The following is a 12,230-nucleotide window of genomic DNA, read 5'->3' on the forward strand; positions in this document are numbered from 1 at the left end:
TTGTCCTGGTCTACTTTTGTTAAGATGCCGTCCCTTTCAGTTTCCCCGGTAATTTGCAACGCTCGAAGTAGATGAGTTGCCCCCGTCGTACGATACGAGCCCCTTTATGCTCATGTCCAGCAGCACGAAGCATGTCGAGCCCTTTTTGTTTGGCCGACTGATCGTCGCTTGCTTCGAACATTTCATTCAATACGAGCGTGCCATCATTTTCAAATCCTGTTACCGTGTATGTTTCCATTCACACGACCCCCTTTTCTTCATTTTAATGAATGGTCATTCATTCTTCAAGAGAAGGTTTTGTCAGTTCGTCGAATGTCAGCTGTCGTGTCGATTCAGTTCGGGGAATCAAATCGGATACGGTCAGTCCGATCAAGCGGACGGGCTCGGTGACGTTCATCTCGTCGAAAAGACGTCTAGCAAGTCGTCTAATCTCATCATGGTCATGCGTCGGGTGGTTTAATTTGATTTGATGACTCCGAGCCTGAAACTCGCTCGTCTTTATTTTGATGGTGACCGTTTGACAGCTCAAGTCGCGGCGATCGAGCTGACGCAATACGTTCTCCATCTCCGGAATGACCCGTTCGAACACTTCTTCCGGGTCATCGATATCAAATGCGAACGTCGTTTCTGATCCAATCGACTTACGCTCCCGCGTGGCCACGACAGGACGCGTATCGCGTCCATGTGCCAGTTCATACAGTTGTTGCCCACGATCGTGTCCAAAGATGGCTTTCAGTTGCTCGGGACGAGTTTGTTGAAGGTCACCAATCGTATGGTAGCCACTTTTATAAAGTGTTTGAGCGGTCACTTTTCCGACGCCATGCATGGCTTCGATGGAGAGGGGAGCGAGAAAGGTTGCCACTTCATCAAGCGGGACGACGGTGAGTCCATTTGGTTTCTCAAATCCTGAAGCGATTTTCGCGACAAACTTTGACGGTGCGACTCCGGCAGACGCGGTGAGACCGGTGCGACGCTTAATTTCGCCTAATATATACCGGGCGATAAAGGGTCCAGATGTGCTCAATAACGAATTCTCCGTCACATCGAGATAAGCCTCATCGAGCGAGAGTGGTTCGACGAGCGGTGTGACGGACTTAAAAATCTCCATCACTTGTGCGCTGACTTGTCGATAGGCCTGAAACCGTGGTTTGACAAACGTCGCATGGGGACACAAGGCAAAAGCGCGACGTGATGACATCGCGCTGTGTACGCCGTATTTCCTCGCCTCATAGGAACATGTCGCAACGACCCCACGGCTGTGGGGTGGGCCTCCTACGATGACGGGCTTTCCTCGTAAGTTAGGATGGTCACGCTGCTCGACAGAGGCATAAAATGCGTCCATGTCCACATGAATGATGAGTCGTTCCATAACATCACCTTTCTTGTGTGAATCACTTTTTTTTCATTATACCGAACTTTTGTTCGTTTTTTGAGAATTTTGTTTTGCCCGATGTTTCGTTGAAGTCGTTTGATTCGGAAACTGTAGCAATGAGCCAATCCAATTCTTCCGTTTCAGCCACACTTGGATGATGAGCGTGAAGAGAAGAATCATGAGCCAGGCGAATCCATATCCAAGCGGCCATTCCAGTTCAGGCATGTTTTTAAAGTTCATTCCCCAAACCGCACCGAATGCAACGACGGGAGTCGTCAGCGCGGTGAAGACGGTTAGCGCCTTCATGATTTCGTTCCCTCGGAAGTTTGACAGGGTGGAGGCGAGGTCTGTCATCGCAATCACGTCTTCTTGATAATGATTGATGAGTGTCAGCAATCGACTGACTCGATAATCGGCAAGTTGATACGACTTCAACTGCTGTAAATCGATCGTTAAAAAAGCCTCTCGTCCCGCCATGACAAGCTCCTTATATGGGGTGACCGTATCGGACCACCGTTCGATCTCACTGCGAAGACCAAAAATCTCATTCATGAACGTAGCGGGAACTTGTCCCGTCATTTCCCTTTGAGCGGCCATCAATCGTTCTTCAAATTCATCGATGCCATGAAAGTAGTTGTTCATCCGTTCGGCAAGCAACTCGTAAAACGCCTCGATCGGAGAATCACATTGTTTGGCAAGAACGGACTCATGGTGCAAATCATCAAAGCCGATTGTCCATAAAAAATCAGGCCCAATGAAGTAGTGTCCAATTTTTTGTGGCTCCCGTTCTAACTGTTCATAGTCGAGCGTGAGTGAACCATACATATATCCATTTTCGACGACAATCTTCGTCACATTCGAAGTCGTCAATTGTTCAAGCCAATACGTAGAGGCTTGGGCATATTGCTGATCAACATGCACATAATCTTCCGGTCGTGTATACCAATCCCATTCCATCATCCATTCCTCCAATTCACTATATTGATAGTATTCCCAAATTGTCAGGAATGTTGGCATCTGTCGCAAACTTTCGTTAAGATGAAGGTACTGAACAAGAGAGAGGTGCTTTCATTGACGACAAAAATCGGTCAGCTCAAAGTGGGCGACACGCTAGACCAATATGTCATGATCAAACAATCGTATAAGGGACTTGCCGGGAACGGAAAACCTTATTTAACATTAATCCTTTGCGACGAGAGTGGTGAAATCGAAACGAAATTATGGGATAGTGCCGATACTGAGAAGTATGCGACGAAAAAAATCGTCCATGCGGCCGGTGAAGTGATGGACTATCGCGGGCGCACCCAGTTGAAACTAAAACAAATTTCGATCATCGAGCAGGAAGTGGATATCGCACCGTACGTCCGCTCAGCTCCCATTCCGAAGTCAGAGCTCGAGACGACGATTCGTGGATTCATTACGTCACTTCAACACGATGAGATTCGCCGTCTTGTCGAGGAAGTCGTCAATCGTCACGAAGAGGCATACTTTACGTACCCGGCTGCCGTTCGACATCATCATGCGGTCTATTCAGGACTAGCATTTCATGTGATGTCGATGTTGAAGCTCGCGGATACGATGTGTGAACTGTATCCATCCTTGAATCGTGATCTTTTGATTGCAGGTGTCATTTTGCATGATTTAGCGAAAGTCATCGAATTGTCTGATGCGATTACGCCAGAATACACACTTGAAGGAAAATTACTCGGTCATTTGTCACTCATGGCATCGGAGCTTGAAGTCGTGTCACGGGAACTGGGAACGGACCGTGAAGTGACGACACTGTTGCAACATCTCGTCTTAAGCCATCACGGGAAGCCGGAATGGGGATCTGCGAATACGCCACAGTTGCCTGAAGCGGAGATGTTATTCTTTATTGATAACATTGATGCGCGCATGAATATGTTTGAAAAAGCGTATGAAGGGGTCGAGCCGGGGACATTCACGGAGCGTGTCATGGCACTCGATAACCGTGCCTTCTATCGCCCGAATCTATAACAGGTGACCAACGAAAAAGGGGTACTCCGTTGCTGGAGTGCCCCTTTTTGATTATTGTTCAGTTGATTCTGCTGCAGGTTCTTCTGAAGATTCGTCTGCGTTTTTAATCGCTTCTTTAACAGCGTCAAATTGTTGTTCTGCTTTTGCATCTTTTACGTCAACGTTGTATTTTTCAATCAACTCCGCGTAAATTTTGTTTGCATCGACAGAAGCTGATTTTTCAGCTGCCAATTCTTCACGAATGCGATCTTTCTCGTCTTCGAGTTTCAAATCTTTCTCTTTACGGTCTGTCACTTTGATGACATGGAAACCGAACTGAGATTGAACCGGCTCAGAGATTTTACCAACGACATCTTCTTTGAATGCATACTCTTCGAATTCAGGTACCATCGCGCCAGCAGAGAAGAAACCGAGTTCTCCACCTTTTTCACCTGAACCAGTATCCGTTGATTTTTCTTTCGCAAGTTCAGCGAAGTCTGCACCGTCATTCAACTCTTTGATGATGTCTTGTGCCTCTTCTTCAGTTTCAACGAGGATGTGGCTAGCTTCCACTTCCACGTTCTCTTTTGCGAACTGTGCTTCGATTTCTTCATCGGTCACATCGACAAGTTTCGATTTCGCAGCGTCAACGAGCATCTGTCCGCGAAGCGCTTCTTTGAACTCTTCCGTACCGCTCATGCCGGCTTGTTGAATCGCTTGTTCGAACTCTTCTTCTGAGTTGAACTGTTCTTCTGTCTTGCTGAACTCTTCGTCTACTTTTTCTTGGTCGACTTGGTCACCGTATTCTTTTTCAAGAAGTGCATTCATCGTCTCTTGGAATGCGAGTTGTGGCACCATGCGATCATAGCTCATATCCGCGATTTCACCGCGTGTGATTTCGCCGCCTTTATATGTGACGACTGCTGAATTATCTGACTCTCCGCCGCCTGCGTTCGTTGCCGCATACGTACCGCCAGCACCGATGATGAGTGCGATTGCAGATGCACCCACGAGTGCGCCAGTTGAGAATTTTTTATCTTGCTTTTTTGGTTCGTTCGTCATTCCGTTTGACATGTATTCCACCCCTAATAATTCTTTAAAGTTTCTAAGTCCGACTATATCACATTTTCCTAATCATGACAGCTGTTCTCTTGTCTGTACAGTATCATAGCACACAATCCTGTCGTATAATGATGAAATAGAATGTGAAATGATGGGGTGAGGGAAGTGTCACTAGAGGAGAAGGTCGAGCATTTAGCCTATCAGATGAAGATCTTACTCGAGATTGTCGATTGGACAGACCGTCCGTTCGAATATGAAGTGATTCGAGCGAATTTGACGAAACAAGAAGTCGAGTCATTTTATCAATTGCTTGAGGAGATTCGGGCGCAGCAAAACGAGCAATTGCGCTACGGATATACGTCCATAGAACCATTGCTCGTCCATTTTGCAGGTATGTTAGATGTGAGACTTGACGTCAAAACGATTCTTGAGGCATGCGTCCGACAAGGAATCGCATTAGATGTCACAGAACCACTTTATCGGCAGGTCAGGCTTCTTGACTGAGTTCATCCTCATCAGGGCGTCTGCCTGCCTCTTCTGTGATCATTTTTGACGTTTCCGCAAAGATATCCATAAAGTTATCCCCATACAAGCGACGTACGATAGCCGTCATATCTGTTAAGTCAGGGAACTTTCCATATAGTTCTTGAAGCGGAAGGGAAGCGTGGAATACGCCGTTTCCTTCTGGGTCGAATGCGTGAATCGTTTCGAGTAATAACGATTCGCCTTCAGGTGTCAATTGAACGTACGTGTTTCGTTTGTCCGTCTCTTTTTTAGAAAACGTAAGTAATCCACGATCTTCTAACTTCTTCGAGAAGTTGAAAGCAGTCGAGACGTGCATGACGCCATATTTCGCAATTTCTGAAATCGATGCACCGCCTAAAGCGTGGGCAATCCATAAGATGTGATGTTCATTGATATTTAAGTCGAACGGTTTGATCCAGTTTTGCCAGTCTTTTTCGACGGTTTTCCACAAAGCCTTACTCAATTGAATGATTTTGTGGCTATAGAGCATGGCCTCAGGGCCAGTGAATTCTTTTTCGTGTTCCATCTCGATCCATCCTTTCCGGATAAAAAGTCAAATGTAATCGACGGACGATGACCTCAAACACTCACTGTGTTTGATTGACGGTTTTGTCAGTCATAGCAGACTGTACGTTCGAGAGTTCCTGAAGGTTCCCTTGGATGCGCTCGACTGAAGGCTGAATGTCTTGTTGATAGCGTTCGACTTCGGCTTTCACTTGGTCAGTCAATTCTTTTCCTTGCAGTTTTCCTGCGGCGGCAACCTGCGATGCATGTTTCGCCACATTCCCAAATTGTTCTTTTAGCGTAGTGATTGTAGATGCTCGATGTTGTTGAGCAGCGGCATCATTTGCAGTTCCTCGCGCCAGTTTCTTCACCGTGGCGACTCCTAAAAATGCTAAAACAAAGCCGAAAGCAATCCAATCTCGACGTTGGCGACTCGACAATTCATTCCCCTCCTCAAGCTCGGATAATCAGAATTACATTCTTTTCATATTATTTTACCAAAAAAGAGTGATTAAAAACCTATATCGCAAATAAAATTTTTCAGAACATTCATTTTTGACCGAAAAATCATTTTATTTTAAAATACAGGTAAAGGAAGGTGATCCTCAGTGGAGAAAGCGAAGCGTTGGGTAGATGACATGCTTGACCTGTATCTCGCTGCGAAACGACTGGGAGATGACACTTGGGCCGAATCCATTATGAATACACTAGAGGCGGGATACGAGGCGTCGAAGCAAACGGAACAGGCACGTGAAGAATCGATGCGAGAAAAGCGGATGTTTGAAATAGATGCCCGTCTAACAGAATTACGAAAAGAATTTGAACAAGCGACATCTGTCAAGACGCGTCAACAGTTATATGAAGTGGCAATCAAGCTTCAGGTCGAGCGGGCGCAACTAGAAGAGGAACGAAAACGCCATCGTGACTCAATCAATCAATCATAAAAGAGACCCGTCGATGACGGGTCTCTTTCTGTTTATACGTGGGCATGAATATTTGATGCAAGGGTAGTGAGTTCTTCTGACGTGAAAGCGTCGTTTTGTGTAATCCACTTCGCACCGAATCCATCTTCGTGTCCAAAGCGCGGAATCAAATGGATATGGAAGTGATACACCGTTTGTCCGGCAACTTCCTCGGCATTCGATAAGACGTTCATTCCGATGGCACCCGTTTCACGTTGAATCGCTTTGGCGATGGTAGGGACGCGTTTGAAGACGTCTGCTGCCACGTCTTCTGGCAATTCATATACGTTTTTCGCATGATGTTTCGGGATGACGAGCGTATGTCCTTTCGTCACTTGAGAGAGGTCGAGGAAAGCGACGACCGCTTCGTCTTCATATACCCGATAAGATGGGATTTCTTGTTTCGCGATTTTACAAAAGATACAGGTCGGATCTGTGTGCATCTTCATTCCTCCATTCTTAAATGTCGTTTCTGTTCCATCATAACACGGAAGTTCGGGCGCAAGAACGATAGGAAGCGAGATGGATTCCCTCTATAATAGAAGATAAGTGAGAGCAAAGGAGGTGAGCACATGCCATATACGAGAAGTAGAAAAAAAGAACGGAGTCCGAAAGTCTTTCTGTTGATATCTAGTTTAACGATTTTAGTTGGAGCCATTGTTTTCTATATATATGCATACAAGCCGGCGGCAGAACAAGATAAAATTCACGTCGCGTTCAAAGAGGCCTTATTAGAAGAAGACCGTACCTTTTTTGAAGAAAAAGTCGAATATCTTGGAGAACCTTTATCGCGAGCGGAGGCTCTGCGATTCATGGGGTGGTTGAACGCTGAAAAGTCCATTCGAGGAGAGGCCATCGCAGAAGTTGCGAAAGACCGGGCCGACCGAACATCGGGAATGGAGGCGGACGGATTATTTCGTTTGATCGATACGGGGGAAGGGCGATATGGCTTTTCTGACTATCGGATTGAACTACTCCCACAACAAATTGATGTGACCTCGGACGTCCCATTGACGAATATTTGGATTGATGGGCAACAGGTAGGACGGATTGATGAAGCCGATGATACGTTATCGTTTGAACAGATGCCGGGACAATATGATGTCAAAGCGGTAGCGGTGACAAATGGAGAGACGGTCACGGAAACCGAAACGATTCAATTGATATCTTCTAAATCCATTGAGTATGCGCTTATGCCTGAATCGAACGAAGCCATTGCCGGACAATTTGATTTGAAGCGGGCTGAGTTGATTGAAATTGAAGTGGAGGCGCAAACGGGTCATTCACTCGAAACGGTCGATTCGTTAATTGGACAGTCGAGTCAGCAGGTTCAAGAAACGCTTGGTGAACCAGCTGGAAAGCGTGAAGGAAAATGGGACTATGAGCGATTGACTGTCACGTTTAAAGATGAGGAAGTGGAATCGATTCAGGTCGACCTCGATAAACGACCGGATGATTTGATTGCCCTCCTCGGTGAACCGAAAACGAAATCGGAACACCCGCTCGGAACAGAGTGGGATTACGGTCAATCGTTCTTCGAATCATTCTTTACGTTCTTTGGTCTTGAAACCGAAAAACAGTTTATCGAAAAGAACGACACGATGTATTTATTGATCCAATGAAAAAAGAGGGACATTCCGTAATGGAAGCCCCTCCGATACATAATCTTATTTTTTACGCATTGATTTCATAACGAATGATACAATCAAGATCAAAATAATCGCACCGATTAGAGCCGGGATAATCGCGATATCCGCAACGATTGGTCCGAAGTCACCAAAGATAAGTCCACCCAACCATGCACCGATAATCCCCGCGATGATGTTACCAATGATTCCACCTGGTACGTCCTTACCTAAAATCAATCCTGCTAACCAACCGATGATACCCCCGATAATCAAATAAAGAATAAACCCCATAAATCATTCTCCTTCCTCTGTTTTCCCATTGTTCTTTACAACGATTTTGTGGAACAATGGAAGTATTGATGTTTTATTTTAAAATGCCTTACAGTTCAGATTATTCCCATGTGACAACATTTAAAACATATACCACGAAAAAAAGATGAAAATGAAAGGTGTGGTTTTCATGCTGCACGTCGATCGATTGAACGGCGGATATTTCGGTAAACAAGTTTTGCATGACATTTCGTTTGAAGTAAAAAAAGGGGAACTCGTCGGGTTGATAGGGCTAAACGGAGCTGGAAAGTCGACGACAATCAAACACATTTTAGGATTATTGTCACCCCTCTCCGGAAAAATCGAAATTGATGGCGAAACATTAGATTCTTCCGAAAAGAATTATCGTAAGAAAGTGAGTTACATACCGGAGACACCGATTTTGTATGAAACGTTAACGTTGCAAGAACATATTGAATTGATGGGGAAGGCGTACGATGTGAATCCAGACGAGTTGGCTGCGCGAACGAAACGTTTGGCGAAAGAAATGCGGATGGAAAAGCAACTCGCCTGGTTCCCTTCCGTCTTTTCAAAAGGGATGCGTCAAAAAGCGATGATCTTGTGTGCGCTCGTGACGAAAACGCCGCTCTTGATTGTTGATGAACCATTTGTTGGTCTAGACCCACTAGCCATTCGTCAGTTGCTTCAATTATTTGATGAATATAAACAAGATTGCGCGATTTTAATGTCCACCCATATCCTTGAGACGGCGGAGCGGCACTGCGACCGATTCGTCTTCCTTCATCAAGGAGTCGTCATCGCGAGCGGAACAGCGGCCGAGTTGCGCAACGTGTATCGATTGTCGCCTGATGCGACACTTGATGATATATATGTAGAAGCAATCGCTTCGGAGGAACGGTCGTCATGAATCGATTTACAGCAAGGTTCGGAACCTGGATGGAAGAGGTCGTCAAGTACAGCCGCTACGTTGCGAACGGGGGACTGTTGTTCACGCTCTATTTCACCTTGATTTACGGGGCGTTCGTCTACAATAACTTCTTAGAACGAATCGATGGGACATTCCCAGGAACGTGGATTGCCGCGGGGGTCCTATTGCTCATGCCACTCGGTCATCGCCCGCGAACGTTCATTCAAGAGGCGGATCAAGTATTTTTGCTTCCGGAGTTAGGGGATATTCGTTCTTATATGGTGGGGGTACGTTTATTTAATCTCGTGTTTGCTGCATTGCGTGGATTGCTCGTCCTTCTCGTTTTACTACCGCTCCTCGTACGGACAGAGAGTTATACGAGTATCGAAGTGTTATCCGTCGTCGTGACGATGGTCATGTTGTCAGCTGCAGGTCGTTTGGCAAAAGTGGAAGGCGTACGTGAATGGACAATCCTACCGTTTGCGCTCGTGAGCGGCGCTTGTCTTTTAATGGATTGGACAGCGTGGGCATGGGTGCCCGCGTTCATGCCGTTCATTTTCTTACATGTGAAACGAAACGAGCGCATCCCACTCTTACACTGGTTGGTGCTTGAGGAGAAGAGTCGGGCTCAGTTTGAACGAGTGATCAGCTGGTTCGTCGATTTGCCGACCTTGAAAGAAGAGGTTCGAGAGCGCCGGGTGTTGACGCGGCTTCTAGAAAATCGGGTCCTACGGCGCGTAGATGCATCGCGTTACGTGTACGGACTTCGCATTCTCCGTTCGAACGACTCACTTGATTTGATTCTTCGCTTGACAGTGGTGGCGCTCATTGTCATGTGGATGTCGGGAGGATGGTACGTCGGATTGGTCACGCCGCTCTTCGTAGGCTTGACCGCGTTGCAGCTCGTTCCGTTATTTAAACGGTTAGAGGCGGTTTCCATCGTTTCCTGGCTTCCAATCACACGCGATGAGCGAATCGCAGGGTATTCGTGGTGGGCGATGCGACTGCTCGTCATCCAGTCCGTCGTTCTTGCGATTGCATCCATCGGTTTTGGTGCCACATGGGATGCGGCGGTCGGATTGGTCTTGTCTGTCATGGTCACACGCTATTACTTGAATCGATTGAAATAAAAAGAAGGACATCCCGCACAGGATGTCCTTCTCACGTGAGTAGATTATTTTTTAGGTGACATGACCGATACGCTCGAACCGAGAATCTTCGGGAGGCGTCCTGGTTTCTCAGTCGTTTCTTCGACTTCACCGTATGCCGATACACCATGTTCTGCGATGTCGAGGCCGACATCTTCTTGTTCTTCTGTGACACGGAGTCCGATTGTGACATCGAGAAGTTTCAAGAAGGCGTAACTTCCACCGCCGGCGATGACCATCGCGATCAACACACCGAGTGTCTGTACACCGAGCTGTGTCAATCCGCCACCGTAGAAGAGTCCGGCAGAACCGATCCCTGTGATCTCAACGAGTCGAGGCGATGCGAAGAAGCCGAGTGCGAGTGTTCCGATGATTCCAGCGACTCCGTGTACGGAGAAGGCGCAGAGCGGGTCATCCACATACTTCGCCATCAAGATGCTCGTTCCATATGTTGCAACCGATGCGAGTGCCCCAATGACGACGGCTGCCCACGGTTCGACGAACGCACATGCTGCCGTGATGGCGACGAGCGCCCCGAGTACTCCGTTGACGATTGTCGGGATATCTGCCGTCTTCCGATGGAGCATGACGATGGTCAGAGCACCGAGCGCACCAGCTGCTGTGGCGAGCATCGTTGTCAATGCGACGTAACCGAAGAATCCGTCAGCGACCGACATTGTCGAACCGGCGTTAAAGCCGAACCAGCAAAGCCAAAGGACGAGACCGCCCACGACTGTTAACACATGGTTATGACCAGCGAGTGATTCCGTTTTACGACGTGGTTTCAAAATGATTGTTGCCATGAGAGCCGCCATCCCACCTTGAAGGTGAACGACCGCCGAACCTGCGAAGTCTTGCATCCCCATTGATCCGAGCATTCCACCAGCCCATACTGAGCGAGCGACGATTGGATAGAGGATGGCAACGAAGAAGATACCGAACAGAACGTAGGCAGAAAGCTTAGCCCGTTCTGCAAATCCACCCCACGCGATGGCGAGAGAAACTGCAACGAATGATAACTGGAATAAGAACTTGATGTCGATTGAGACGTTCGCCCAGTCGAGGCTTGTGAACGATCCGCTTAAGAAGAATCCTTCTGTCCCAAACCAAGTTGTCCCGTCACCGAACGAGAGGCCGAACCCGACCGCCCAAAAAGCGAGTGCCGCCACAGAGAGGCTGATAATTTGTTTGACCGCGACGTGACCGGCGTTCTTCGCCCGAAGCGTCCCTGTCTCGAGTAATCCGAAACCTAATTGCATCGTCAATACGAGCAATGCAGCGATGAGTACATACAGCGTGTCCATATAATAGAGAATGTCTTCCATGTTCATGCCCTCCTTTTTCTTAGGTGCTTTCCAAAAGTTGACTTCAGTGTAAAACGAAAATTGCATGCTGGATTGCATTTTGTCAGATTATCTGACATAGTTTTTTTATTAAGGAGGCGAGGCTGAATGGACTACAAATCGAAGAAAGTGATCGGGATGGGTGTCGTGACTGAGTTGACGGGACTTTCAGAGCGCCAAATTCGGTATTATGAAGAAAAAGGTCTCGTCTTTCCGGAACGTACAAAAGGTGGTTCACGTAAATATTCTTTCCATGACGTGGAACGTTTAGTCGAAGTGGCGACCAAACTAGAAGATGGATGGCGAATTCAAGATATTAAAGAACGAGAACGACGATTGTCGACGAAACAGCGGGATGATTTGATTCGGGGTCAGTTGAATTCAGCCTTCCGAACATTTCCGACAAAAAAATGACACAAAGAAAACACAATGAAAATGCTTCACATTAGCATAATTCTAATTAATTTCTGTATAATGTTTTTGAGTTCACAAACACGAGAATAAAGAATGT

The 12,230-nt window shown here is 46.8% G+C and carries 16 protein-coding genes; 7 read left to right on the plus strand and 9 right to left on the minus strand.

The window, feature by feature from the left end; genetic code table 11:
• Positions 1-19 precede the first annotated feature (19 nt).
• Genes KNO73_RS00185 through KNO73_RS00195 form a run of 3 tightly spaced genes read right to left on the minus strand, consistent with a single transcriptional unit; the run spans position 20 to position 2,329 of the window.
• Complete coding sequence (locus KNO73_RS00185) at positions 20-238, minus strand: YhzD family protein (protein WP_015880927.1); 219 nt, start codon at positions 236-238, stop codon at positions 20-22.
• A 39-nt stretch (positions 239-277) separates the two neighbouring features.
• The gene (gene dinB, locus KNO73_RS00190; RefSeq protein ID WP_215111892.1) at positions 278-1,369 is read right to left on the minus strand and encodes a DNA polymerase IV; all 1,092 of its coding nucleotides are present in this window, start codon (positions 1,367-1,369) and stop codon (positions 278-280) included.
• A 36-nt stretch (positions 1,370-1,405) separates the two neighbouring features.
• Positions 1,406-2,329 (minus strand): magnesium transporter CorA family protein, encoded by a 924-nt coding sequence (locus KNO73_RS00195; RefSeq protein ID WP_214685814.1) that lies wholly within the window; start codon positions 2,327-2,329, stop codon positions 1,406-1,408.
• Between the two features lie 81 nt (positions 2,330-2,410).
• On the opposite strand from KNO73_RS00195, the gene KNO73_RS00200 reads away from it, so the two are divergent.
• Complete coding sequence (locus KNO73_RS00200) at positions 2,411-3,370, plus strand: HD domain-containing protein (protein ID WP_051829364.1); 960 nt, start codon at positions 2,411-2,413, stop codon at positions 3,368-3,370.
• A gap of 51 nt (positions 3,371-3,421) precedes the next feature.
• On the opposite strand, the gene KNO73_RS00205 is transcribed toward KNO73_RS00200, so the two are convergent.
• Positions 3,422-4,423 (minus strand): peptidylprolyl isomerase, encoded by a 1,002-nt coding sequence (locus KNO73_RS00205; protein ID WP_015880931.1) that lies wholly within the window; start codon positions 4,421-4,423, stop codon positions 3,422-3,424.
• A gap of 153 nt (positions 4,424-4,576) precedes the next feature.
• Here KNO73_RS00205 and KNO73_RS00210 point away from each other — a divergent pair, with 153 nt between their 5' ends.
• Positions 4,577-4,915 carry a DUF1878 family protein gene (locus KNO73_RS00210; RefSeq protein WP_237708238.1) on the plus strand — a complete coding sequence of 113 codons (339 nt, stop codon included), beginning with the start codon at positions 4,577-4,579 and terminating at the stop codon, positions 4,913-4,915.
• Here KNO73_RS00210 and KNO73_RS00215 read toward each other — a convergent pair.
• Both KNO73_RS00215 and KNO73_RS00220 read right to left on the minus strand, forming a co-directional pair.
• Positions 4,899-5,462, minus strand: a complete 564-nt coding sequence (locus tag KNO73_RS00215) for an HTH-type transcriptional regulator Hpr (protein ID WP_078146419.1) — start codon at positions 5,460-5,462, stop codon at positions 4,899-4,901. The two genes, KNO73_RS00210 and KNO73_RS00215, sit on opposite strands and share 17 nt — an antisense overlap.
• Before the next feature lie 61 nt (positions 5,463-5,523).
• The gene (locus tag KNO73_RS00220; protein WP_015880934.1) at positions 5,524-5,880 is read right to left on the minus strand and encodes a hypothetical protein; all 357 of its coding nucleotides are present in this window, start codon (positions 5,878-5,880) and stop codon (positions 5,524-5,526) included.
• A gap of 168 nt (positions 5,881-6,048) precedes the next feature.
• Here KNO73_RS00220 and KNO73_RS00225 point away from each other — a divergent pair, with 168 nt between their 5' ends.
• Positions 6,049-6,384 carry a hypothetical protein gene (locus KNO73_RS00225; RefSeq protein ID WP_078146420.1) on the plus strand — a complete coding sequence of 112 codons (336 nt, stop codon included), beginning with the start codon at positions 6,049-6,051 and terminating at the stop codon, positions 6,382-6,384.
• Between the two features lie 32 nt (positions 6,385-6,416).
• Here the strand turns inward: KNO73_RS00225 and KNO73_RS00230 are convergent, their stop codons facing one another.
• Entirely contained in the window at positions 6,417-6,845 is a 429-nt protein-coding gene (locus tag KNO73_RS00230; RefSeq protein ID WP_015880936.1) for an HIT family protein, read from the minus strand.
• Positions 6,846-6,974: 129 nt separating this feature from the next.
• Here KNO73_RS00230 and KNO73_RS00235 point away from each other — a divergent pair, with 129 nt between their 5' ends.
• Positions 6,975-8,024: a hypothetical protein gene (locus tag KNO73_RS00235; protein WP_214685818.1), complete on the plus strand. Its 1,050-nt coding sequence runs from the start codon at positions 6,975-6,977 to the stop codon at positions 8,022-8,024.
• 45 nt (positions 8,025-8,069) lie between these two features.
• On the opposite strand, the gene KNO73_RS00240 is transcribed toward KNO73_RS00235, so the two are convergent.
• Positions 8,070-8,321, minus strand: coding sequence for a GlsB/YeaQ/YmgE family stress response membrane protein (locus KNO73_RS00240; protein WP_031421191.1), 252 nt, complete (start codon positions 8,319-8,321; stop codon positions 8,070-8,072).
• Between the two features lie 169 nt (positions 8,322-8,490).
• Between KNO73_RS00240 and KNO73_RS00245 the strand changes: the two genes are divergently transcribed.
• Both KNO73_RS00245 and KNO73_RS00250 read left to right on the plus strand, forming a co-directional pair.
• Entirely contained in the window at positions 8,491-9,228 is a 738-nt protein-coding gene (locus tag KNO73_RS00245; protein ID WP_251024805.1) for an ABC transporter ATP-binding protein, read from the plus strand.
• Positions 9,225-10,358, plus strand: coding sequence for an ABC transporter permease (locus KNO73_RS00250; RefSeq protein ID WP_215111893.1), 1,134 nt, complete (start codon positions 9,225-9,227; stop codon positions 10,356-10,358). Before KNO73_RS00245 ends, KNO73_RS00250 begins: the two co-directional genes overlap by 4 nt.
• 44 nt (positions 10,359-10,402) lie before the next feature.
• On the opposite strand, the gene KNO73_RS00255 is transcribed toward KNO73_RS00250, so the two are convergent.
• A complete protein-coding gene (locus KNO73_RS00255) occupies positions 10,403-11,707 on the minus strand; it encodes an ammonium transporter (RefSeq protein WP_240499790.1) in 1,305 nt (434 codons plus the stop codon).
• Positions 11,708-11,827: 120 nt separating this feature from the next.
• Between KNO73_RS00255 and KNO73_RS00260 the strand changes: the two genes are divergently transcribed.
• Positions 11,828-12,133: a MerR family transcriptional regulator gene (locus KNO73_RS00260; protein WP_214872887.1), complete on the plus strand. Its 306-nt coding sequence runs from the start codon at positions 11,828-11,830 to the stop codon at positions 12,131-12,133.
• Positions 12,134-12,230: the final 97 nt, after the last annotated feature.

It is taken from the genome of Exiguobacterium sp. s83 (assembly GCF_018617095.1).
Classification (GTDB): Bacteria; Bacillota; Bacilli; order Exiguobacteriales; family Exiguobacteriaceae; genus Exiguobacterium; species Exiguobacterium profundum.

Coding starts and splice junctions, on each gene's coding strand:
- KNO73_RS00185 (WP_015880927.1), bottom strand. CDS start 238: ATGGAAACATACACGGTAACAGGATTTGAAAATGATGGCACGCTCGTA.
- dinB (WP_215111892.1), bottom strand. CDS start 1,369: ATGGAACGACTCATCATTCATGTGGACATGGACGCATTTTATGCCTCT.
- KNO73_RS00195 (WP_214685814.1), bottom strand. CDS start 2,329: ATGGAATGGGATTGGTATACACGACCGGAAGATTATGTGCATGTTGAT.
- KNO73_RS00200 (WP_051829364.1), top strand. CDS start 2,411: ATGAAGGTACTGAACAAGAGAGAGGTGCTTTCATTGACGACAAAAATC.
- KNO73_RS00205 (WP_015880931.1), bottom strand. CDS start 4,423: ATGTCAAACGGAATGACGAACGAACCAAAAAAGCAAGATAAAAAATTC.
- KNO73_RS00215 (WP_078146419.1), bottom strand. CDS start 5,462: ATGGAACACGAAAAAGAATTCACTGGCCCTGAGGCCATGCTCTATAGC.
- KNO73_RS00230 (WP_015880936.1), bottom strand. CDS start 6,845: ATGCACACAGATCCGACCTGTATCTTTTGTAAAATCGCGAAACAAGAA.
- KNO73_RS00235 (WP_214685818.1), top strand. CDS start 6,975: ATGCCATATACGAGAAGTAGAAAAAAAGAACGGAGTCCGAAAGTCTTT.
- KNO73_RS00240 (WP_031421191.1), bottom strand. CDS start 8,321: ATGGGGTTTATTCTTTATTTGATTATCGGGGGTATCATCGGTTGGTTA.
- KNO73_RS00245 (WP_251024805.1), top strand. CDS start 8,491: ATGCTGCACGTCGATCGATTGAACGGCGGATATTTCGGTAAACAAGTT.
- KNO73_RS00250 (WP_215111893.1), top strand. CDS start 9,225: ATGAATCGATTTACAGCAAGGTTCGGAACCTGGATGGAAGAGGTCGTC.
- KNO73_RS00255 (WP_240499790.1), bottom strand. CDS start 11,707: ATGAACATGGAAGACATTCTCTATTATATGGACACGCTGTATGTACTC.
- KNO73_RS00260 (WP_214872887.1), top strand. CDS start 11,828: ATGGACTACAAATCGAAGAAAGTGATCGGGATGGGTGTCGTGACTGAG.